Raw genomic sequence first — 19,223 nt, forward strand, 5'->3', positions numbered from 1 at the left:
GCACTCTATGGGTCAGTCGACGTTGTTCTGTCGACGGAGGGGAGCCGAAACTCGAAGCGAGCGCCACCGGTTTCTCCCGCAACAACATCGATTTCCCAGCCGTGGGCATCAGCGATCTGCTTGACGATTGCCAGCCCAAAGCCCGTGGGGTGGCCGTCCTGATATTGTCCTAGAGCGATACCGAGAGACAGAGGCTGGTGGGACGGAACTTGAGCAAGTGTTCCTTGGTGAAGTGAAGTACACGCAGAACCCCGACTATGTCGCAACCGGGCTCCGAGAACTACTGGAGTACATGGCGTTTGTCAAACAGTCGGCGACTGACGAGTACGTTGAATCCGCAGAAGACCTCCTGGAGTCAGTCGATGTCAAGGGGCTGCTGTTCGTCGACGAGTTAGCCCGCGAAACACCAGCTAGCCGCGACGAAGACGTGAAAATCATTCAGTATCCGGAGTCACCAGGACCGGTGTTGTAAGCCTGCACGCCACAAGCTTCGAACTCAGTTTTATTGAGTGCTCATTGTGATCTGGGTGTCGTAGATCTCTGCGACGGCGTCAGTGTAGATGTCGTCGAGGATAGCGATTAGTTTGGGGTTCTCAACGACGAGGTCAGTGAATCCTTTTTCGAGGGCCGCGATATAGGCCGCGAAAAAGTCATTATACTCGTCGGGAGCGATATCGTACTCTGCTGAGATCATATTGCGTTTGTTGCCGGTGAGACTGGCAGTATCCGGCAGTGTGGCTTCGATAGCATCGGCTTGCGCATCGAAGTGGTCAGAAACAGCATCGATGAAGGATTGATCGTTGGCCCCCATATTTCGGAAATACAGTGTAAGCGTGTTGTCTCGGAGTGCTTGCTCACGGTCGTTTTCGAGGCGGTGGTGGAAACCGATTCTGGCATCGTTCCGATTGTCGGGTCGCTCGTGGAGCACGTCTGAGAGGTCATCGGTGTGTCGCCACCAGCCGTGTTTGAAGATCATTCCCTAATCGGAACTCGTTGAGCGGAACCACCAGTCCCCGACAGCGTCGTTAGAACACTCGAATAATACGTGGTAGTCGCTTTCTGAGCGGATCGATCCTTTGTCGGCGGTTACGAGGCGGTCAGAAAGACGAGAGGGCCAGTTATGAGAGAACGTCTCCCATTGGTTTTCGAACGTGGCCGTTACGTCAGCGATGGCCTCGTAGTGGTCGAGATACAGTTCGATTTTCTCGTCAACGTTGTCGGTGGGGCCTGACATACCTGTGATGGATCGAATATCGTCAGCGAATTCGTGAAGCTGTACGACTGTTCGTTGTGGGTACCGGGGTGCGGTACCGTCAGGCACGATGGGGAAGAGCTCGCCGTTAAAATTGCTCGCGACCGCGTGCTAAACCTTGCAACGGCCACCCTCGACGGAGATCTCTCACCGAGAGCCGAGCGGGAGGTCCTCCAAGTTACGTCGCTGACTGGCCCGTCGATACCGTCGCCCTCGCTCTCTCACAGCTACACGTCGCTGGCAGCCTACGAAGAATGCCCGCGGAATCACTACTTGGAGTACGTTGTCAACGCCTTCCCGGATTACCAGGAGACCACAAGCAACACCGGGGATGGCGTGTCGCAACGTACAATCGGATTGTTGTTCCACGACACCGCCGAGCAAGCCGTGAATCAAGGCGTGGAACGCCGTGAGGAGTGGTACGGAATCTGCGAGCGACTTGCCAGCCAACGCCGCGCTGAGGACGCGCTCCCGGCGGCAAGACAGTGCATTGACCGGTACTTCGAGTTAGACCTCCCCAGTTACGAGATTATCGACGCGGAACGGGAGTTCGAACTCGACATTGACGGGCACGAACTCGTCGGCTACATCGACGCCGTCTACCGGACGCCGGACGATGAGCTCCTTGTCATCGACTACAAGGCAACCGAACGTCACCGCGATTTGGAGGACAATAAGCAACTCCCGATCTACTTGTTAGCGTGTCGTGACCTGTACGACGAGCCAGTGACGCGTGCTGGGTATGCGTACGTCGGCGAAATCGGGCCGAAGGTCGAAGCGCGGACGTTCAGCGACGGTGATCTAGCGGCGGTCAGGGATGACGTGACGGCGTCAATGACCCGTATTGCCGAGTTCTCGTTCGGTCGGTACACTGCTGGTGAGCACTGTCAGTGGTGTCAACACAACCAACTGGCCTGCGCGCCGGATTCGTTCACTGTCGGTTCAGGATTCGAGGAGTGACCAGTCGGAACCGCGCGGTTGAATTGACGGCCGGTATTCCCGTCTCCTCTGCCCTGTTTCGCTTAGTTCTTTCACCGGGCTTGGTTTGGTACTTTGTTCGCAGTCCGAGCAACTCTCGGTTGGGGCTGGTTGACCGAATGTTTAAGTCATTATCGCAGTAATCATTATCCAGAGTATGACCTTCTACGACCGGGAGGCGGAACTCGATACCCTCTCCGACGCGGTGGAGTCCCCTGGGGCGGACTTCGTCGTTGTTTACGGGCGACGTCGAGTTGGGAAGACGGAGCTCCTCAAAGAGTTCTGCGCCAATCGTCCCCACATTTACTTCCTTGCTGCACAGGAAGCTGAGCATCGACAGCGTGAGAAGTTCCTCGACCAAGTTGCGGACTACTTCGACGAGCGTGTCCCGCGAATCGACGGGTGGGACGAGGCGTTCGAGTACCTCGGGGAGCAACTCCAGCGAGAGGATCTTGTCGTTGTCATCGACGAGTTCCCGTACCTGGTCGCAGAAAACGACTCGCTCCCGTCGTACGTGCAAGGGTTCGTCGACCAGGAACTCGATGGGACGGATTCGATGATCGTACTCTGTGGATCGAGCGTGAGTACGATGGAGTCAGAGATCCTGGGACACGAGAGCCCACTATACGGCCGACGAACGGCACAACTCGACGTGACCCCGTTTTCGTTTCAACAGGCCCGAGAGGTCATCTCGTACGACATCCAGGATGCGATTCGCTCGTATGCCGTCACGGGTGGCACCCCGATGTACCTCACGTTGTTCGACTACACACAGTCACTCGCGGCGAATATTCAGTCGCACGTACTGTCACCGTCTGCGGTGCTGTATAACGAACCAGAGTTCCTCCTGCGAACCGAGCTCCGGAACCCGGCCCGGTACATGAGTATCCTCGAAGCGGTCGCGCTGGGCCATACGACACCGAACGAGATCTCCGGCGCAACAGGGATCGATTCGGGACCGCTCTCCAAGTACCTACAGACACTTCGCCGACTACGGCTCATCGAACGAGATGTCCCAGTCATGGCCTCGGGGAAGAAATCAAAGCGGTCGCGGTACCGGGTGGCTGATGAGTTCCTTCGGTTCTGGTTTCGGTACGTCGAGCCGAATCGATCCAGTATCGAGGAAGCACCGGAGATCGTGTACGATGGGACGATTGAGCCGGACCTCCCAACGCACGTCGCAACCACGTTCGAAGACGTGTGCCAAGAAGCCGTCTGGGAGGGGATTCGACGCGGCACGTTCGACCCGTACTCGGAGGTCGGTCGCTGGTGGTACGGAGAGGAAGAGATCGATATCGTCGGGCTAGCACCGAACGACGACCGAGTCCTCCTCGCCGAATGTAAGTGGACGACTGATCCAGTTGGGGAAGACCTCGTCGAGAGTCTGCGAGCGAAGGCGGAGCACGTCCGATGGGGACCGCCGGATCGAGACGAGCAATTCGCCCTGTTCTCGAAAAGCGGGTTCGTCGACGGACTCGAAGCGCAACTCGACGACTCGTGGTCCTTGTTTACCGTAGCGGACATCGACGACCTGCTCACGCCGTCCTGAGCACTCCGACACCAATCCTAGGGAATGTATATACGACGAACATTCAATAAATAAAAACATCAAAATGGCTGTTCTGGACGATCTCTCCGGATTCGAGTTCGAGGACGTGATGGAAGACGTTTTCCGGAATCTTGGTTACGAGAACGTTCGACAAGCAGAACGGACGGCTGACGAGGGGCGCGACATCCTCATGGAGGAGGTCGTGGACGGGACTCGCCGCGGGATTGTCGTCGAGTGCAAGCACACAGGAGCTGTTGGGCGGCCGGTGGTGCAGAAACTTCATTCGGCGATTGCGACCTTCGAGTTCGACGGGCCGAAGCGCGGGATGGTGGTAACGACGGGTCGGTTCACTAACCCGGCGACCGAGTATGCTCAGCGACTCCAGCGCAATGACGATCCGTATCCGATTGAACTCATTGACGGTGACGCTCTTGTGTAGCACATTGTTGATGGAGCGCCCTCTTGTGATTGTGCGCTGATTATGATGAACTGAGTCATCAATCAGGAACCGCTCTACACGCAGATCTCAGTCAAACAGATGAGCAACGCAACTGAATCAACTGCTGTGTTGAATAGATGCTGAGTCACGGTTACAGAGGCTCACAGAGCGGTTCTATGTTCGAGGTGGCGAACATGAGGACGATTTCACGGAACTGTCGATACCAGCCGAGCGCTCGCACGGCATCGCCGAGCGAGCGCTTCGTTGTCGAATACGAAGTCTCGGCCATCCAACGCTGAGCGTAGCCTTTTGTCCGGATGAGAGCGTTATATCCTACCGTCAACGGTCTCGATCCACGCTGTAAGATGAGTGGCTCGACACCGAGCGCGTAGAACTCGTATTTCGTGATCCAGTTGTGGAACGCTTTGTCAGCAGCCACCGAGAGCAGGTCGTCCGCGTTCCGGCGGACGACCTGCGGCCCGGTCTTCGTATCGTGTTTCCACCGGGCCGAGATATGTACATCAAGGACGGCAAGAGACTCTCTGTCGGTTAATGTCGTCACTTTCAGTGTTTGAACGTTACTTCCCGACCGCTGGCGATAGTACGACGAGGCCGAGCGGCGGTCGAAGAACGTGCTGTCGAGTGCTGCATGTCCGGACTGCGGGTGCTGCTGCGCTGAAACGCGCAGCAGCGCCCGCCACACCCACATTTTCAGCCGGTCGAACGATTTGTAGATCGTGCTGTAATCCGGCAGATCGTCCCGATCTAAGTCGAGTACGTCACGAATTTCGGCCATATACTCCAGCCGATTCGGCGTTTCGCGGTAGCTGTGGTCTTCTTCGAGCCGAAAACAGTGCAAAACGACGTGTTTCCAGCGGGCGAACCCGCCGCTGGCGGGCTCGCCCGCGTGCTTCCCCAACGCTTGTTTGACTAGGTGCCGACACTGTTCAACGAAGTCGAGGAGATCGACTTCCATGGACAGAATCGATTTCCTCGGCTTCGCCCTTCTACTCCGCGATATGAGCGGATTAGATCGCTATTCAACACGGCAGAAGATCGTACAATGTAATTTAGACTCATCCGCGGCTCTGGCAGTTGCTCACCGAGTTTGGAGCGACGCTGTGAGGGACTGCTGTGCCTGTAGCCCGGCCTGAAACCGGCCGATAATCTCGCTCTGATGGGACTCGCAGGCGAGCACCGCGACAGCCCCGCGGCCAACCGGGAGTGTTGGCAGCTGGAGCCGATTGCCGGCCTGCCGACACCCCGGACAATTGATACCTCCGGCTGGCCGGTGGTCCAAGAGCTCTGCGCGTTCTTCCGTCGTCAGCTCACAGACCGACCGAAACTGTTCAACGTGGTCCGAACAGCCGAGCAGCGGGATCGTCAGCTGATCAAGCAGCAAAAAAGAAATGGTGGTTCTGCTTGGCGACTGCAGTGCCGCATCGCACGCTGCACAAGGAACCGTTTGGTGGTCGTCCTCTTGAGGTGCCGTCCACTCGTCGAGCTCAGCAGCATCCATATGGGGAAGTAACGTAATGTTTGTACGCGACACTGATGGCTTCTGGGCTTTCAGCCCAGTACCATGAAATTGTTCGGCCCGTGAACTGCTCCGGGGTCAAGCCCCGAGGCACTCTGCCTGCTTTCTCTGTAGACAATCTGGACACTCTCCCTCCGCCTGTAGGTAGGGATAATTCATGGTTCTTCGACCAACGAGCGAGCGCGTTTCACGGAAAGCCGTCGAAGGCGTACACGTCGTAGGAGTCAATCGGTTCGGCGCCACCGGGGGCCCGAAAGCCGGATGAATCGGCGCTGAACTCGAACGATTCGGTCGGGCTGTTCTCGATGTACGTTCCGGTTCCGCGAAGCCGCCCGGCTTCGTCCCAGATCGGAGCTATGACGACGACCCTGTCGTGGTCGGAGTCGGCCAGATCGAGGTCGCCAACCACGTTGATGAGGTCGCCGCCGGCGGAGAGGCTGGTGTTTGTTACGGTGATGTCTTCGAGTTTCGTGCTTCGAACTTGGGCGTGGGCGTCGGTGACGTCGTGTTCGAGCGAGTCAAACTCGTCCATCTCGAAGGCCCCCTCGTGAAAGTAGCGCAACGTCGTCTCCGGAGGCAGATAGCTCGTGATGTGCTCGTTGGATGCCAGCACGGTGCCGTCGTCGTCGAGAACTTCCGACTCGATTCTGATTCCGCCGTGGGGAACATCGGTCCCATTTTCGACGTCGACCTGGAGCCAGGGATCCGCTACATTGTCGTCGGAGGCGCCGATCACCGTCGAATCGGCGATCTCGATTGAGGCCTCTCGATCGTCTGCATACTCTACGTCGCCGTTCTCCTCCTCCGTGTTCCCCCCTGTCGTACAGCCGGCGATGGTGGCCGCTCCGCCAGTCGCCATCAGAAATGCTCGCCGTTCCATACGCCCCCATCGTCCTTTTGGATATCAATCCCTGTGGTATGTCCTGTCTGGTGAACTGCCTCGGGGTGTAGGGCTGCGCGTGCGGGCGGTGTATCTTGGTAGCTACGGCTCTGTTTCAGGGACATCTCCGCTTTTTCCGACGCGACCAACCTCTTGGATGTCCCGCACATAGGACAGGAAGTTATCGAACAGCTGTTTTGCCTCACAGGCCGCTTCGTAGTTCGTTGAGTGGATGCCGTCGAGGACCGCGTCGATCTGCTGTGGCGAAAGATCCCCCGATTTCCCCTTTGTGATCATTCTAGCGGTCTCCATGTCGTACTCCGGGTGGAACTGGACGGCAAAGATGTTGTGTTTCCGGAACCCCTGAATTCCGTACTCGTTTCGTGCAAACACCGTCGCTCCCGGTGGCTTCTCGCGGACGTGGTCCGAGTGGCTCGTAAAGACAGTCAGCGTTTCGTCGATATCCTCAAGCAGACGGTTTTTCCCGTCTTGCTCGATGGTCCGGTACCCGAGTTCGTACTCACCCATCCCCTCGACGCGACCCCCCAGTACATCCGCAAGGAGTTGGTGCCCGAAACAGACGCCGAGTCCGGGAAGTCCAGCTTCGGCCGCGTCGCCGACCCAGGTTTTTAGCTGCCCGATCCACTCACGGTCCCAATACACCGACGCCCTCGAGCCGGTAACGACGAACCCGTCGTATTGGAAGTCGTCGGGAAATTCACCTGTCGGACAATGAAATGTCTCGAGATCAGCGTCGAGTTCTCGATGGAAATTCTCCTTGGTCTCCTCAGCTTTGTGGGCCGCGTTCAACAATGCGAGACTCGGCTGATCCATCGACTAGCACTACTCACCTATTACGGAAATACAGTTTCATTTCGGCATCACTTACCACGGATTTGAAATCAGTCAGTCGACGGTCGTTGAGCGAGCCCTGGACAGATCCTGTTCGAGACGCTCGGCGTATTCGAGTCGAAGTTCGCGCGTCTTAGCTACCGTGAGTTCCTCGCCAGCGTCGATTTGATGGGTGAGGGGGGCGTACGAAGAGGCGTTGAACCCCATTCGATCGAGGTACTGCCGGACCGCATCCGACGAGAGCCCATGCCGGACCGCACGTTCGACGTACTCTTCGACGGCACTAAACTCTGGAAGGACGATCGCGTCCTCCGTCCGGCGGCCGGTATCTCCCTCGATGCGCACCTCGGCATCACGGAGGTGATCGATGAGGTCAACGATGTCGTCGGCGAGTCGAACGATCTGGCTTGGGAGGGCGGTATCCGGCGAGCGCCATTCGACGGTCGAGAACTCCTCGCGGAGCTGGACTGGTGTCCAGACCGAACTTTCTGGATCGAAACACGCCTCAGTCGTCTCTCGGTCGACCTCCGCGGTTACCCCTTCCGCCACGAATTCTTCATATCGACGCTCAAGTCGTGCTTCCCACTCCGCCGTATCTTCGATGTACGACCACAACCGCCCCTGGTGTGGCAACGAATTATACGCCATCCATCGATAAAGCTGTGACCGGGCACCGGTTGTCAGGTATGTTCCCTCAAAATACGGTGAGGAGTTGACGAGTGCCAGTGCGGGATCAATGGCGATGAGCGCGTTCAGCTGGTCGATTTTTCGGCCAGGCTGTTGTTCGACGTGAATATGGGTTCCGGCACAGTGGCGTACGTATTCGAAGTCCTCTCCGAGGATGCGGTCCTGAATTCGTGTCCGTTCGCTCGGGAGGTCTTCGATGAGCCCCTGGTAAATCGGTGTTCCGAGCGGAACAAGCCCCTTATCCTGCTTTTTGGCTCGCTGTAGGACCCGTTCGAGTCGAGTAAACAACTCTTCGCGGAGCTGTGCTGTTGTCTCACATGGCGTCGTCTTGATCTCGAGTAACGGTGCGACGAACTCCCGTTCGACTCCTGGCGACGCATCAACGAGATCTTCCGGTTCGGTCAGTCTCCCCTCTCCGTCGACTACCCAGTACTCCACTTCGATGCTCCGCCGTATCGGCTCACCTTCGCTGGCCGATCCGGTAGTTGTTGTTCGATTTGGCGACCGGTGGGTATCTGGTGATTCAGACATGCTTGAGTGCAGTAAGTAAACATAACCTATCGGATTGCCACAACGTAATCAACGCTGTAACAATTCCGGATGAGCGTTCACTATTCACACACTCTTGCGTATGACCGGTGCTTTCTAAATAAGTGTTATGGAGGGATGCCAAAATCACGGCGAGAGCTGTCAGTTTCATCCACACTCCTGAAGGGGTGGGCTTTCGCCTCGCTACCGCTGTAAGTCCCAACGAGGAGCGCACAAACCGGAGTACCGGAGACGGAAAAGCTGCCGCCGTGGAGACGGCATAGCCGCCACCCCACCGGAGGAATCCCACGGCTTCAGCCGTGGGAGGAGGTCAATGACGATTCCGCAGTGGCGTTGTCAACGCTTTCCGTAGACGAATCGATGGGGCCGCGAACAATACTGACGTTCCCCGTATTCTGTCTGGCGATCCGTTCGGCGATCGAGCCAAAGAAGATGCGAGATATGTCGCTCTTCTCGGAGAGGCCGACACAGACGGTGTCGTAACTCTCGACCGCGTCGATGATTGTCGCCTCGGTATCCTCGGCGACGACAACCTTCGTCTCGTACTCGTCGGGGTCGAGCCCTGCCCGCTGAGCGATCCAGCGGACCGCCGAATGCCCCCGCTCGACCGGATTCACGTCGTCCTCGTCGGCTGGCGGCTGGACGTTGAGGAGGACTGGTGTCGTGTCGGATACTGCTGCAAAGTCTGCCGCCCGCCGGGCAGCGACCGGGCTATGCGGGCCGGGGCCTGCTAGTGCGACGGGCGTTCCGATCGAGTCCGATTTAATCTTGACCAGCGAGACGTCACAGGATGCGCCCCTAATAACGGGATCGAGTGTTCGTCCGAAGACGTACTCGTTGCGGTCGAGGGAGCCCTCCCATCCCAAAACGAGCTGGTCGGCTTCGAGATCTTCGACAACATCGACGATCCCGTCTCCGACATCGTCTTTCACGACCGCCTGTGTCTGGAGGGTGCCCCCGAGATCGTCGGCGATCTCCTGTGCGGTCTCCAGGAGTTTGCGCTGGTGGTCGAGACGGCCCGAGTCGACGTTCTGAAGTCCGGACTGGTCGGCCTCAATGACGTTGATGGCGACGAGTTCGGTAGCTCTCTCGCCAGCGTGTGCCCGTGCAGTCGCCGCCGCCAGCTTCAACAGTCCACGCTCTGTTTCGGGATTCGCCACTGGAACGACGACGCGATAGGGCTGTTCGGACGGTTTACGGAGCGCCGTCGGGAAAACCCCCGCTTCGATATCCCGCTGCCGTGCGTACGCGAGGTACCAGACCCCACCAAGAACGACAACTCCCGAGCCGACGAGCAAGACGACCGGCTCCATCTGGGAGATGACAAGCGCCGTCATGACCACGCCGGCGATCGGCACGGCCGGATAGAGGACGCCCGGGATGGCGAAGTCCGGGTCGTACTCCGGGGGGTCGGCGTACCGAAAGCCGACGAGCGCTACGTGAACGAGCGCATACGAAACCAGAAAGCTGAAACTCGCGACTTCGGCCAACAGCGCCACGATCGCTTCGACCTCGAGGCCCAGACTAATCAGGAACCCGGTGACAGCACCGGTAACGAGGATCGCCCGATGGGGCGTGTTGAAGTTGCTGTGGGTGTAGTTGAACCAGTTGCTCATCAAATTGTCTCGCCCCATCGCAAAAATCACTCGCGACGCAGCCAGTATCGAGGAGTTCGAACTCGAGATAGCCGCAATGACGGCAGCGAAGACGATCGCCACGACGCCGATCGACCCCATGAACACGACTGCTACATCCGAGACTGGAACCAGTGAGTCACCGATGTCCTGATACGGGACAACTCCGGTCGTGACGAGCATAAGTACCATATAGAGAATCGTTACGGAGACGACTGACAGAACCATCGTAAGCGGGATGAGCTTTCCCGGCTTTTTGATCTCACCGGCGACGGTTGCGATGATTTCGAAGCCGAGGAACGTAACGAACACTGTCCCGGTCGTGGCGACGATACCAGTCGTGCCGGTGGGTGCGAAATCGGACAGGTTCGCCATGTCGATAAAGAAGAGTCCGAGTATCATGTAGACGAGTACGATGGCGAACTCGGTTCCGATCATGATATTCTGTGCGCCGCCGGATTCCTCGGTCCCGTAGACGTTGATCGCGACGATGAGCGCCAACCCGAGCAGTCCGAAGAGGACGACGAGGGCCCGGCCGTCAAAAAACGGGAGCGGTTCGACGATGTACTGGCCGAACCCGACCATGTAGAACGCACTCGCGAACATCAGCCCGGTCCACATTCCCCAGCCGACGATGCTCCCGAAGAAACTCCCGAGTCCACGGTTGACGTAGTGGTAGCTTCCGCCGGCGATCGGCATCCCCGTCGCGAGCTCGGCGAGTGTAATCGCAGCGAGTAACGCGGTGAACCCCGCAATCCCGAACGAGATCGAACTTGCCGGACCGGCACCCTCGGCTGCAATTCCGGGCAAAATAAAAATCCCTGCACCGATCATCGTTCCGCCACCAAGCGTCATCGCCTCGAGGAACCCGAGGTTGCGCTCGAGTTCCCCACTGTCGCCGCTCATTATTGGGCAGACTGCGGGAATCGGCGATTCGTCGCTTGACGCGAGTATGATCGATGATTCGTCGACAAGTAGACCGGCAACTCGAGACAAGGAGCTCTCAAACCGGCAGTAGGTACAAATCGTCTAGTCACGATATCGTGATACTGGTGAACAGCAATTATAAATTATACGACACTGCCCAGCGACTGGGTACTTGCTCAGTTCGTATTTGGAGCGAGGCGATTGGCCGAAAGCGGCCGCCTCGCTGCCGTTTCCGCCGGCGTGAACCGTCAGTGATGGGTCTGGCGTCGCGTGGGATGGGACTACTGCTCGAGCGTCGAGCGCAGTTCATTCTTCAGATGTTCCGTTAGGATTTCGAACGACGAGCGTTGGACTGGCTACTTCCTGGGAAATCGTCCGCAACCTGGCGCCGAAGATGCGTTCACGTAGCGACGGTTCCGTTTCACCGAGAACTAGCAGATCGAACTGGTCGCTGGCACCGACGATATCGGCGGGAACGTCGTCACATTCGACGATTCGTCTCTCTATTCGGTCCGGTTCGATACCCTCGTCGAGAAGTTGAGTCGCCGCCTTCTCGAGCACGGATTCACCACGGCCCCGGTCGCCTTCCTCCCCAACTGTGTGTGATAATGTAACGGACGAGTCGCTGTTCTGGAGGAGCGTGACGACGACGCCCAGAATTCGATCGAGGTTTCGGTCTCCGCGCAGGGGGACGAGGATGCGATTGATACCGTTTCCGTCGCCAGGAATCATCACCGCGTCACACTGTTTTTCAGCCGCGATTCGGTCGATTGGATCCTGCCGGTCGTGTGTGAAAACGAGTTTCGTGGTGAGCGTTCCGTTCCCCCCTGAAAACCGTGATGCGGCCTCGACTAACCGACTTTCCGCTTGCTCGGTCCTCGTTTCCTTGAGTTGGGCCGGCACAGTCTGGTCCGGGACCGGAAAGTATCCAAGCAGGACAACGTTTACTGATTCCAATAGATCGACTACTCCCTGGCTCGGTGTCGCGGGTTCGGAGACGTCAACCGGGACGAGAATCGTCGAATCAGTGGATAGTGGCATATGTGGATATGTCTGGAAACAACATATAACTGTACCCCTACGAACGCGAGTGGATCACACTCGGTGATGTCACGAGACTCGCTGATGTCGACCGCTAGACGATGCGTGACATTCTCCGTGAGCACGGTGTTGAACTTTGCCTCGGGCTCGTTGACGCCTCTCCGTTTTGAACTGCGACGGCAAGCCTCGGTGTCGATAACATTGACGGCGTTCGAATCGGGACGACGGCTGTCCAGGTTCTTACGGAACTGAACGCACAGCGGGACAATTCCTGATTTCACCTCTGATGTGCAAGCTGTGTGCAGGCGTCGAAACGGTTATTTTTCCATGCTTATCGGGCCGACAACCCCGCCCAGTTTACGGCTCGTATCAGACTACTGTGAAATACGTCTGGCACCACCCTGCAAGTGTTTCTGAAGTGGCCGAAAAAGCGCTCCGGCTATCCAGAGAAGGCGAGAGACTCCTACCGTTCACAGCGTAAAAACGAGCGTGCGAACTGAGCGGTGAAGGGGTTACCAGATACGATCGATATTTGAGCTGGTACTCGATACGCGATGTTCTTTAACCAACAGATAGCGAGGTTCCCGCCGGTTGTTGGGTAAGACGAGCGTGGCGGGGGGCACCGGCAGTCGGGTGATCCGTCTGTGGGTGGCTCGCTCCAAGTCCACAAGAGCTCGTCTGAAGCTTGAGGTGCCACGAACGTCCGCCGACCGTTAGATACACCGTCGTCCCCCCGAATTGCCGCCCAATGGGCAACGGAAACGAGACTATTTTCAGGAACCGATTCTCGACGGACGAAATCTACGAGCGGGTCGTCGTCGAGGCCGATGAGGAAATGAACAGATCGATGCCCGAACTGTTCTTCAGCGCCCTAGCCGGTGGATTTGCCATTTCGATCACGTTCCTGTTGTACGTGTCAGGCACGCACGCAGCCGACGGTGCCGCCATACTCGGCGCGATTCTCTACCCGCTCGGGTTTATTTACATCATTATCGGCAACTACCAGTTGTATACGGAGAACACGCTGCCGCCGGTCGCGCTCGTCCTCGAACGGATCGCGAGTCTCCCGGCGATGTTGCGGATGTACGGGATCGTGCTCTGGGGGAACTTGGCCGGCGGGACGATCGGCGCACTCGTACTCGCACACGGCGGCGTGTTCGATGCGGCGACGACACAGACGGCGATCGAAATCGCCACGAGCGGCGTCGAGACCAACTGGTGGCCGCTGTTCTTCAAGGCGATGTTTGCCGGACTCATCGTCGCCGGCGTCGTCTGGATGGACTTCAGCGTCAGCAACGCCATGGCCCGGGTCACCCTGATCTACATGGCCTTCCTCGCGATCCCGGTTGGGGGGCTGTTTCACATCGTCGTCGCGTCGACGGAGGTTATGTTCCTCGTGTTCCTCGGGGAGATCGGGCTGTGGGTCGGAGCCGTCCAGTTCGCGCTGCCGGTGTTGCTCGGGAACACCCTCGGCGGAATCCTGCTCGTTACGATCGTCAACTACTTCCAGACGTCCGATAAGGTCCACGGGTTTGAGGGACAGCTACCGCTCAAGGAGTGGGTCCTGACCGTCAACACCGGCTCGATCGAGGCGGACGCTCTGCTCGCAGAATTGGAACGGCGGATCGATCACTGAACGGAGCCGGGACCAGTACCCACTCCCGGGCACTTGCCTTGCCCCGCCTGTAGACAAGCAGGGCATCGTGGGGACATCGCATAGCAGTCGGGGCTGCCCCCGGCTTCGGTGATGACCGCTCGTGAGGGACATGGCAGCTTCGCATCGTAGCGGCAGCGGCGCTGGGTCTTAACCAACAGGTACTGTGACTCTAGTCGGCTGTTGGTTAAGACGAGCGAGGCGGGCGACGCCGGCGAGGGCGAGTCGATCGAAGCCGTCGAAGAATCGAGCAAGGGGACCGTGGTAATCAAGAAAGTCAGCTGTGGCAAAGTGATGTGACTGCCCGTGATCGGAGAACAGATCGCTGAATAGAGGAGTGAACCCATTCATGTTTCTGATGCGTATTAGTCGATTCCTATCGGCTCACTTGACATAAGAGCTCCCCTAAAAGGACACGTTGACTGTGCGACGTCGAAAAGTGAGAGTCGCTACTCAGAGAGTGACTGATGTTGTTGGACACGTTGAGCTACAACCGATCGGAACTCGGGGAACGATACGATGAACTCACCGTCGGTGAACAACTCCACGTACGCTTCTCGGGCGATGTCGGCGATGAGTCGGTCGCGGACTGATGCTACTGTCGGCGTGGCCGTGTCGTCTTCCAATAGTTCAACTGTCCGTTCAATACGTTCGTTAGTCGCATACGTATCGGCGAGTTCCGTGACAGACGGCCCCCTCGTCGCCGAGGGTGATTCATCGCACTCTGACTGCCATACAGTCACGTGTCCGTCAGATTTATCCCGGAGTAAGACGCCGGCTGCTTTGCCGGAGCGCCACGCTGATTCCGGAAACGCCGTGTCATTATCGAACCGCGCGAAATCCGTGTGCGCAGCCGAAGCTTCCTTTTCAATCGCTGGTAGCGTCGGGAGCCCAAGCCGTTTGAATACACCAGTCGCTGCATCGGGCGAAAGGAACGTCTCTTTGGATGACGACCATACATCAACACCGACAAACGCTGGCAGCACATCCCACTCGTAGTTGAGGCCCTCATTCCACGTCGTCATCCCGCAAAACGTCACAGTACTCGATGCGCTGGTCGCTGCCTGCAACGCCGCACGGTCGATCTGGTTGGTGATGAGCTGTGCCGCCCGGCGGTACTGAATTGGAACGGACTCAGCGCTATCGAACGTTCGGTCACCGACAGCGAACGTCACTAGGCCTGAAGCAGCCACTTGGAATCGAAACGTCCCTCCCGTTGGTAGCTCCTGCACCCAAAGGTGCCCGGAGAGGTCATCCACCGAGGCTAGTGTCGCTGTCTCAGGACATGCTTTCACACGATGATACAGTCTGGCTCACCTGGTAAAGGCAAGGGTGAGCTACTGGTAATGGTGTTCTGGCGATAGTGGTGGTCGTTGTTGGCCACAGCCTTTGTACGGTGGCAGTCGGTCGACAGGGCAAGTGTCCAGGCCCCACCGTTCGGAAATACTCATCCGGCTCCGATAGCAAACAGTATCACCAGCTGCCCGCTCGACGAAAATGCACAATAGCAGCCGCTCATCGGTGGTCAGGTTTCCTCGGTGATACAGCGCCATACCGCCAGTCCAACGGAAACGGCCAAAAGATTCCAGCAGCTGGCAATATGCGGCTTTCTACCTCCGCAGGCTACTGCTCCGCCCTCTTCATTGACATCCTCCACACGGCTGAAGCCGTGGGATTCCCACGTTGGGATATTAGGGTTTACGGTCGTACCTGTTCTTGTGGGGCGACTCGCCCCGTTGATTTCTCGAACAGGCGGACCGATGGCTGTGCCAAACAGCCGTTACTCCTATCCTGTGTCGGATTCGGAGTTACCGTCGCTCGCATATTCTCCGCCGCGTTCAGGTCGCTATTTGCGACCAACTCGCAGCTCTCACACACGTACAACCCACGCTCGACTCGGTTCGAGTCAGCTTCCGCCCCACACTCACAGCAGGTTTTCGATGTTTTCAATCCCGCTTCGTCCACACGCTCTACGTCGATGCCCCGCTCTTGGGCTTTGTACTCGATGTGGCTGAGAAGCGTCTCGAACGCCCAGTCGTGTAGTCGCTTGTTGCCGTGTCGTCCCCAGTCTTCATCCTCACGGATGTTCTTCGGATGGCCGACTGCAATTGTCCCAACACCTCGGTCAGCACACTGCTGAACAATGTCTTTCGAGAGGGCGTGCAGAAAGTGTTCTTGCCGCCGGGATTTCTTCTGTCGCGCCCACTCTGCGTGGTCGCTGGGACCATTCTCACCTTCCGTCTCGTATTCCTGCTGTCGGAAGTAGTGGGCGTCTTCTTTCAAAGAGTTGCCAGGATACAGCAGTGTCTCGTCACCGACAGAGATTGCCGCCGTGTTACAGATGCCAAGGTCAACACCTGCTGTCTTCTCACCGGGTGTCTCAGGCGTCTCAACCCGCATCTTGCAGACGAAATGCAGCTCCCACTCTTCGCCGGTCCAGACAGCACGCACCGTCTGGACGCTCTCAACAGCGTCGAGTGTCTGCTCGTCTGTCTGGAGGGTGTATTCACAGAGGATATAGTCAGCGGCGTAGCGCGACTCTTTCATGTTCATCCCTTTCGAGAGACGGACGCGGTTGTACTGGGTGTCGAGTTTGAAGCCTTGATTTTTCCACGTCACGGTTGAGCGCGGGTGGTCATCGCCGTGTTTGCGGTAGCCGGGTGGATTCGCGTCTGGGTCGTCCTGTTCGTACCACGAGACGAACGCCTCCCCGAGTTCCTGAAGAACTCGCTGACTAGATTGGCTGTGTAGGTCTGCATAGCGTTCGTGGGATTTGAGGTACGAACAGAGTTCGTCGGCGTCTGGGATGTGGCCGATAGCGTCCCAGACACGCGAAATCGTCCATCGCCCGACGTTCCACAATTTTGACGCGGCAAAGCCATGCGAATCGAGGCCGTCACAGACTTGCGAGTGGTTACGAATACTCGCTTTGAGTGTCCGCGTGACGACCCGATCCGACATATGTAAGCGTAGTATTTTTTCTTACATAAATGTTGGTTCTCGGCGTGGAATATCCAGCCAGAGCTACGAACGTGGAGAGATTCCCAGTTGTCGGCTTCATCCACACCCGTAAACGGGTGGGCTTTCGCCTTGCTACCGCTGTAAGAGCGCGCCACGAGTGCGTGAGTAGAGGGCGCGCACAGAAATATCGCTGTTTAGCGGTCAATGGCTCTTTAACGGCTGAGGTTTAACCAACAAACCGACGATATAGCTAGAACTGTTGGTTAAGATTGACGCCCTTATGTAGGGCTGACGAAAGGATCCGACCTCCGATATAGATTATTTAAGCCTGTGATACTATCTCAACACTATGCTTCGAGTCGGTGACGAGGAAGATGTCTCTACCTTAGAAACGGTCTCCCTGAAGGACGAGGGGTTTCGTGAGGATGACCTCCGAGAGTGGATCATCAATAGTCCAGAGAGCATCCTTGGAGAGGACTTTCGACTGGTTGGACGAGAGGTCTCTGTCAAGCAGATCGGTGATGGCATTGATCTTCTGGCCATCGACCGAGACGCTAACGTAGTTGCTATCGAACTCAAACGAGGCGCGCTAAAGCCGAAGGTCGATTTTCAGGGACTCAAGTACGCCGCCTACACCTCACACTGGGATTACTCCAAACTCCGCGATCAGTTCGAGAAGTTCAAGTCCACCTCGTGGGGCCGGACGCTCTACGAAGAGGAAACAACGTTTACCGAGGTTCTTGACGAGTTTTGCAACGAGGACTACACTCTCAATCAGGATCAGCGGATCGTTTTTGTTGGAGAATCAGTCCGCGAGCGACTGGACATTGTACTCCGGTGGCTTAGCGACAGGTCAATCGACATCTCTGTCATTGAGTTCCAACTTCTCAAAGACGACAATCGGCTGTATCTCGATGCGGAGCAGACGATTCCGACGCCAGAGCACACCATGACTGACGTGAGTCCTGACACTTCTGATGAGCCGTGGAAAGAGGACGGACAGAGTTGGCACCTCAACGAGCGTTCAAACGAGGAAACAGCCGGGTTACTGGAGGATGTCACAGCTGTACTGCAGGACTTGGAGTTCCTCAACGGGCCGGAGTGGGGGCAGAAGCACTACGTCGCGTTCAACAAGGGCCGAAAACGTCGCATCGCGATCCGGACAAAGCGGACGCTGTTCCACATCGATCTGTACGACGTCGATACGGCGTCGCTAGATGCTGCGGAGATCGCAGACGCACTCGGGATTGATGTTGAGTCGGTCGCGGTCAAGAAGGATATGCGTGGAAGTGGTCGAAGTGGGGTGAGAATCACCTGCGTGCCGAACCAGGCGATCGATTTTGATGCGATTGAATCGCAGGCTCGGGAGATACTCGGTGAGACTACTGAGTGAGTGGCTTTGTTGAACTCCTCTGTGGGCGATGGGCTTTAGCAACCGCGCTGAATACAGAGGATCAATACGGCACTTCAGTTGGAACTAGTCGAGAACGATCGCCAATCGTGGTGAGTGTTCTCATACTGTCGGTCATACATATGTGAGTATACGGTTGTCAGATCAGCAGCCATAGCACGTTAAACCGCTGGCTCTGGCAGGCACGCATTCACAGAACCATGGCCGACAGTATCAGTCAGGGCTCGAGATGGGTTGTTCTATCCGCGTAATATACTCCTTGTGAGACGCTTCAGCCACAGTACAGACATCAGGAACAAATCTGACGTAGTTGACATGTTCACTTCGATCCCGTATTTCGAACCCGTTGGTCTGGGCAAACGTCGTCACTGCATCCGCAGCACCGTCTCGATACTGAAAGAGAACGGTTCCTCTCCCGATCGGCGCGTCGTACTCGTCTGTGTCACGAAGCGTCGATTCGAGATCGGGGCCGATTTTTTCGGAGTTGAATGGATACTCACAGTCCTCGAACCCGTACCCTGCCAGCGTGTCTCTATCATTTGGGTCCTCATCGGTTGTTTGTCGATGATCAGTTTCATTACTCATGTCGGTCGCACGCTCACCACAGCCGGAGAGGAAAAAGACACCGCCAGCGACGATGATTGCCCGCCGATTCATACGATGGATACTGTACTAGCAGACAAAAAAGCGGCGACCAGTATATAGTTGTGTCCGAAATCGTTCACTATCTGATGCTAAGTTTAACATCTATATCGACCGGACCAGATCTCCGTTCTGACTGTGTAAGACTCGCGCCTTCCATCTTGCACGGCACTTCTGACGAGTATCTGGTAAGGTGCCCCTCACCGGTCACTGCTTGTTCTCAATTGTTT

The 19,223-nt window shown here is 57.1% G+C and carries 16 protein-coding genes and 3 pseudogenes; 7 read left to right on the top strand and 12 right to left on the bottom strand.

Translation table 11 applies throughout. The annotated features are described in order from the left end of the window. Positions 1-5: 5 nt before the first annotated feature. Complete coding sequence (locus tag NP_RS15185) at positions 6-266, bottom strand: sensor histidine kinase (RefSeq protein ID WP_148215499.1); 261 nt, start codon at positions 264-266, stop codon at positions 6-8. On the opposite strand from NP_RS15185, the gene NP_RS14675 reads away from it, so the two are divergent. Then, positions 233-472 carry a hypothetical protein gene (locus NP_RS14675; RefSeq protein WP_232503992.1) on the top strand — a complete coding sequence of 80 codons (240 nt, stop codon included), beginning with the start codon at positions 233-235 and terminating at the stop codon, positions 470-472. The genes NP_RS15185 and NP_RS14675 overlap by 34 nt on opposite strands. Positions 473-502: 30 nt before the next feature. Here NP_RS14675 and NP_RS15040 read toward each other — a convergent pair whose 3' ends face one another. Both NP_RS15040 and NP_RS15045 read right to left on the bottom strand, forming a co-directional pair. Continuing rightward, positions 503-976 carry a hypothetical protein gene (locus tag NP_RS15040; protein WP_011324497.1) on the bottom strand — a complete coding sequence of 158 codons (474 nt, stop codon included), beginning with the start codon at positions 974-976 and terminating at the stop codon, positions 503-505. 3 nt (positions 977-979) lie between these two features. Further along, positions 980-1,234 (bottom strand): hypothetical protein, encoded by a 255-nt coding sequence (locus tag NP_RS15045; protein ID WP_011324498.1) that lies wholly within the window; start codon positions 1,232-1,234, stop codon positions 980-982. Between the two features lie 72 nt (positions 1,235-1,306). Here NP_RS15045 and NP_RS13760 point away from each other — a divergent pair. The 3 genes and pseudogenes from NP_RS13760 to NP_RS13770 form a co-directional block, all read left to right on the top strand. Further along, positions 1,307-2,212: pseudogene (locus NP_RS13760) on the top strand (RecB family exonuclease); the annotation flags it as partial. Positions 2,213-2,387: 175 nt separating this feature from the next. Beyond that, positions 2,388-3,779, top strand: coding sequence for an ATP-binding protein (locus NP_RS13765; protein ID WP_011324500.1), 1,392 nt, complete (start codon positions 2,388-2,390; stop codon positions 3,777-3,779). Positions 3,780-3,843: 64 nt separating this feature from the next. Beyond that, positions 3,844-4,212 (top strand): annotated as a pseudogene (locus NP_RS13770) (restriction endonuclease); the annotation flags it as partial. 157 nt (positions 4,213-4,369) lie between these two features. Here the strand turns inward: NP_RS13770 and NP_RS13775 are convergent. The 6 genes from NP_RS13775 to NP_RS13805 all read right to left on the bottom strand — a co-directional run bounded on the left by NP_RS13775 (position 4,370) and on the right by NP_RS13805 (position 12,325). Continuing rightward, positions 4,370-5,194, bottom strand: a complete 825-nt coding sequence (locus NP_RS13775; RefSeq protein ID WP_011324502.1) for an IS5-like element ISNph4 family transposase — start codon at positions 5,192-5,194, stop codon at positions 4,370-4,372. Positions 5,195-5,942: 748 nt separating this feature from the next. Beyond that, complete coding sequence (locus NP_RS13785) at positions 5,943-6,635, bottom strand: hypothetical protein (protein WP_011324504.1); 693 nt, start codon at positions 6,633-6,635, stop codon at positions 5,943-5,945. 102 nt (positions 6,636-6,737) lie between these two features. After that, complete coding sequence (locus NP_RS13790) at positions 6,738-7,469, bottom strand: type 1 glutamine amidotransferase (protein WP_011324505.1); 732 nt, start codon at positions 7,467-7,469, stop codon at positions 6,738-6,740. Between the two features lie 72 nt (positions 7,470-7,541). Further along, positions 7,542-8,705 carry a glutamate-cysteine ligase family protein gene (locus NP_RS13795; RefSeq protein ID WP_011324506.1) on the bottom strand — a complete coding sequence of 388 codons (1,164 nt, stop codon included), beginning with the start codon at positions 8,703-8,705 and terminating at the stop codon, positions 7,542-7,544. A 311-nt stretch (positions 8,706-9,016) separates the two neighbouring features. Beyond that, positions 9,017-11,263 carry an amino acid permease gene (locus NP_RS13800; RefSeq protein WP_011324507.1) on the bottom strand — a complete coding sequence of 749 codons (2,247 nt, stop codon included), beginning with the start codon at positions 11,261-11,263 and terminating at the stop codon, positions 9,017-9,019. Positions 11,264-11,590: 327 nt separating this feature from the next. Then, on the bottom strand, positions 11,591-12,325 hold the full coding sequence (locus tag NP_RS13805; RefSeq protein ID WP_011324508.1) for a universal stress protein: 735 nt from the start codon (positions 12,323-12,325) through the stop codon (positions 11,591-11,593). A 38-nt stretch (positions 12,326-12,363) separates the two neighbouring features. Here NP_RS13805 and NP_RS15190 point away from each other — a divergent pair. Both NP_RS15190 and NP_RS13810 read left to right on the top strand, forming a co-directional pair. Beyond that, positions 12,364-12,600: pseudogene (locus tag NP_RS15190) on the top strand (hypothetical protein); the annotation flags it as partial. Positions 12,601-13,073: 473 nt separating this feature from the next. Beyond that, the gene (locus NP_RS13810; RefSeq protein WP_011324509.1) at positions 13,074-13,961 is read left to right on the top strand and encodes a formate/nitrite transporter family protein; all 888 of its coding nucleotides are present in this window, start codon (positions 13,074-13,076) and stop codon (positions 13,959-13,961) included. A 467-nt stretch (positions 13,962-14,428) separates the two neighbouring features. On the opposite strand, the gene NP_RS13815 is transcribed toward NP_RS13810, so the two are convergent. Together NP_RS13815 and NP_RS13820 are read right to left on the bottom strand one after the other, a co-directional pair. Further along, entirely contained in the window at positions 14,429-15,154 is a 726-nt protein-coding gene (locus tag NP_RS13815; protein WP_232503993.1) for a hypothetical protein, read from the bottom strand. Between the two features lie 523 nt (positions 15,155-15,677). Next, positions 15,678-16,940, bottom strand: a complete 1,263-nt coding sequence (locus NP_RS13820) for an RNA-guided endonuclease InsQ/TnpB family protein (RefSeq protein WP_011324511.1) — start codon at positions 16,938-16,940, stop codon at positions 15,678-15,680. Between the two features lie 349 nt (positions 16,941-17,289). On the opposite strand from NP_RS13820, the gene NP_RS13825 reads away from it, so the two are divergent. Further along, positions 17,290-18,333 carry a PDDEXK family nuclease gene (locus NP_RS13825; protein ID WP_011324512.1) on the top strand — a complete coding sequence of 348 codons (1,044 nt, stop codon included), beginning with the start codon at positions 17,290-17,292 and terminating at the stop codon, positions 18,331-18,333. A gap of 231 nt (positions 18,334-18,564) precedes the next feature. On the opposite strand, the gene NP_RS13830 is transcribed toward NP_RS13825, so the two are convergent. Next, the gene (locus NP_RS13830; protein ID WP_011324513.1) at positions 18,565-19,008 is read right to left on the bottom strand and encodes a hypothetical protein; all 444 of its coding nucleotides are present in this window, start codon (positions 19,006-19,008) and stop codon (positions 18,565-18,567) included. Positions 19,009-19,223 lie beyond the last annotated feature (215 nt).

It is taken from the genome of Natronomonas pharaonis DSM 2160 (genome assembly GCF_000026045.1).
Taxonomy (GTDB): domain Archaea; phylum Halobacteriota; class Halobacteria; order Halobacteriales; family Haloarculaceae; genus Natronomonas; species Natronomonas pharaonis.

Excerpts from the sequence above, each read along its gene's own strand:
- NP_RS13805 (WP_011324508.1), bottom strand. The coding sequence starts at position 12,325 with ATGCCACTATCCACTGATTCGACGATTCTCGTCCCGGTTGACGTCTCC.
- NP_RS13785 (WP_011324504.1), bottom strand. The coding sequence starts at position 6,635 with ATGGAACGGCGAGCATTTCTGATGGCGACTGGCGGAGCGGCCACCATC.
- NP_RS13765 (WP_011324500.1), top strand. The coding sequence starts at position 2,388 with ATGACCTTCTACGACCGGGAGGCGGAACTCGATACCCTCTCCGACGCG.
- NP_RS13790 (WP_011324505.1), bottom strand. The coding sequence starts at position 7,469 with ATGGATCAGCCGAGTCTCGCATTGTTGAACGCGGCCCACAAAGCTGAG.
- NP_RS13795 (WP_011324506.1), bottom strand. The coding sequence starts at position 8,705 with ATGTCTGAATCACCAGATACCCACCGGTCGCCAAATCGAACAACAACT.
- NP_RS13820 (WP_011324511.1), bottom strand. The coding sequence starts at position 16,940 with ATGTCGGATCGGGTCGTCACGCGGACACTCAAAGCGAGTATTCGTAAC.
- NP_RS15045 (WP_011324498.1), bottom strand. The coding sequence starts at position 1,234 with ATGTCAGGCCCCACCGACAACGTTGACGAGAAAATCGAACTGTATCTC.
- NP_RS13830 (WP_011324513.1), bottom strand. The coding sequence starts at position 19,008 with ATGAATCGGCGGGCAATCATCGTCGCTGGCGGTGTCTTTTTCCTCTCC.
- NP_RS13800 (WP_011324507.1), bottom strand. The coding sequence starts at position 11,263 with ATGAGCGGCGACAGTGGGGAACTCGAGCGCAACCTCGGGTTCCTCGAG.
- NP_RS15040 (WP_011324497.1), bottom strand. The coding sequence starts at position 976 with ATGATCTTCAAACACGGCTGGTGGCGACACACCGATGACCTCTCAGAC.
- NP_RS13775 (WP_011324502.1), bottom strand. The coding sequence starts at position 5,194 with ATGGAAGTCGATCTCCTCGACTTCGTTGAACAGTGTCGGCACCTAGTC.
- NP_RS13825 (WP_011324512.1), top strand. The coding sequence starts at position 17,290 with ATGCTTCGAGTCGGTGACGAGGAAGATGTCTCTACCTTAGAAACGGTC.
- NP_RS13810 (WP_011324509.1), top strand. The coding sequence starts at position 13,074 with ATGGGCAACGGAAACGAGACTATTTTCAGGAACCGATTCTCGACGGAC.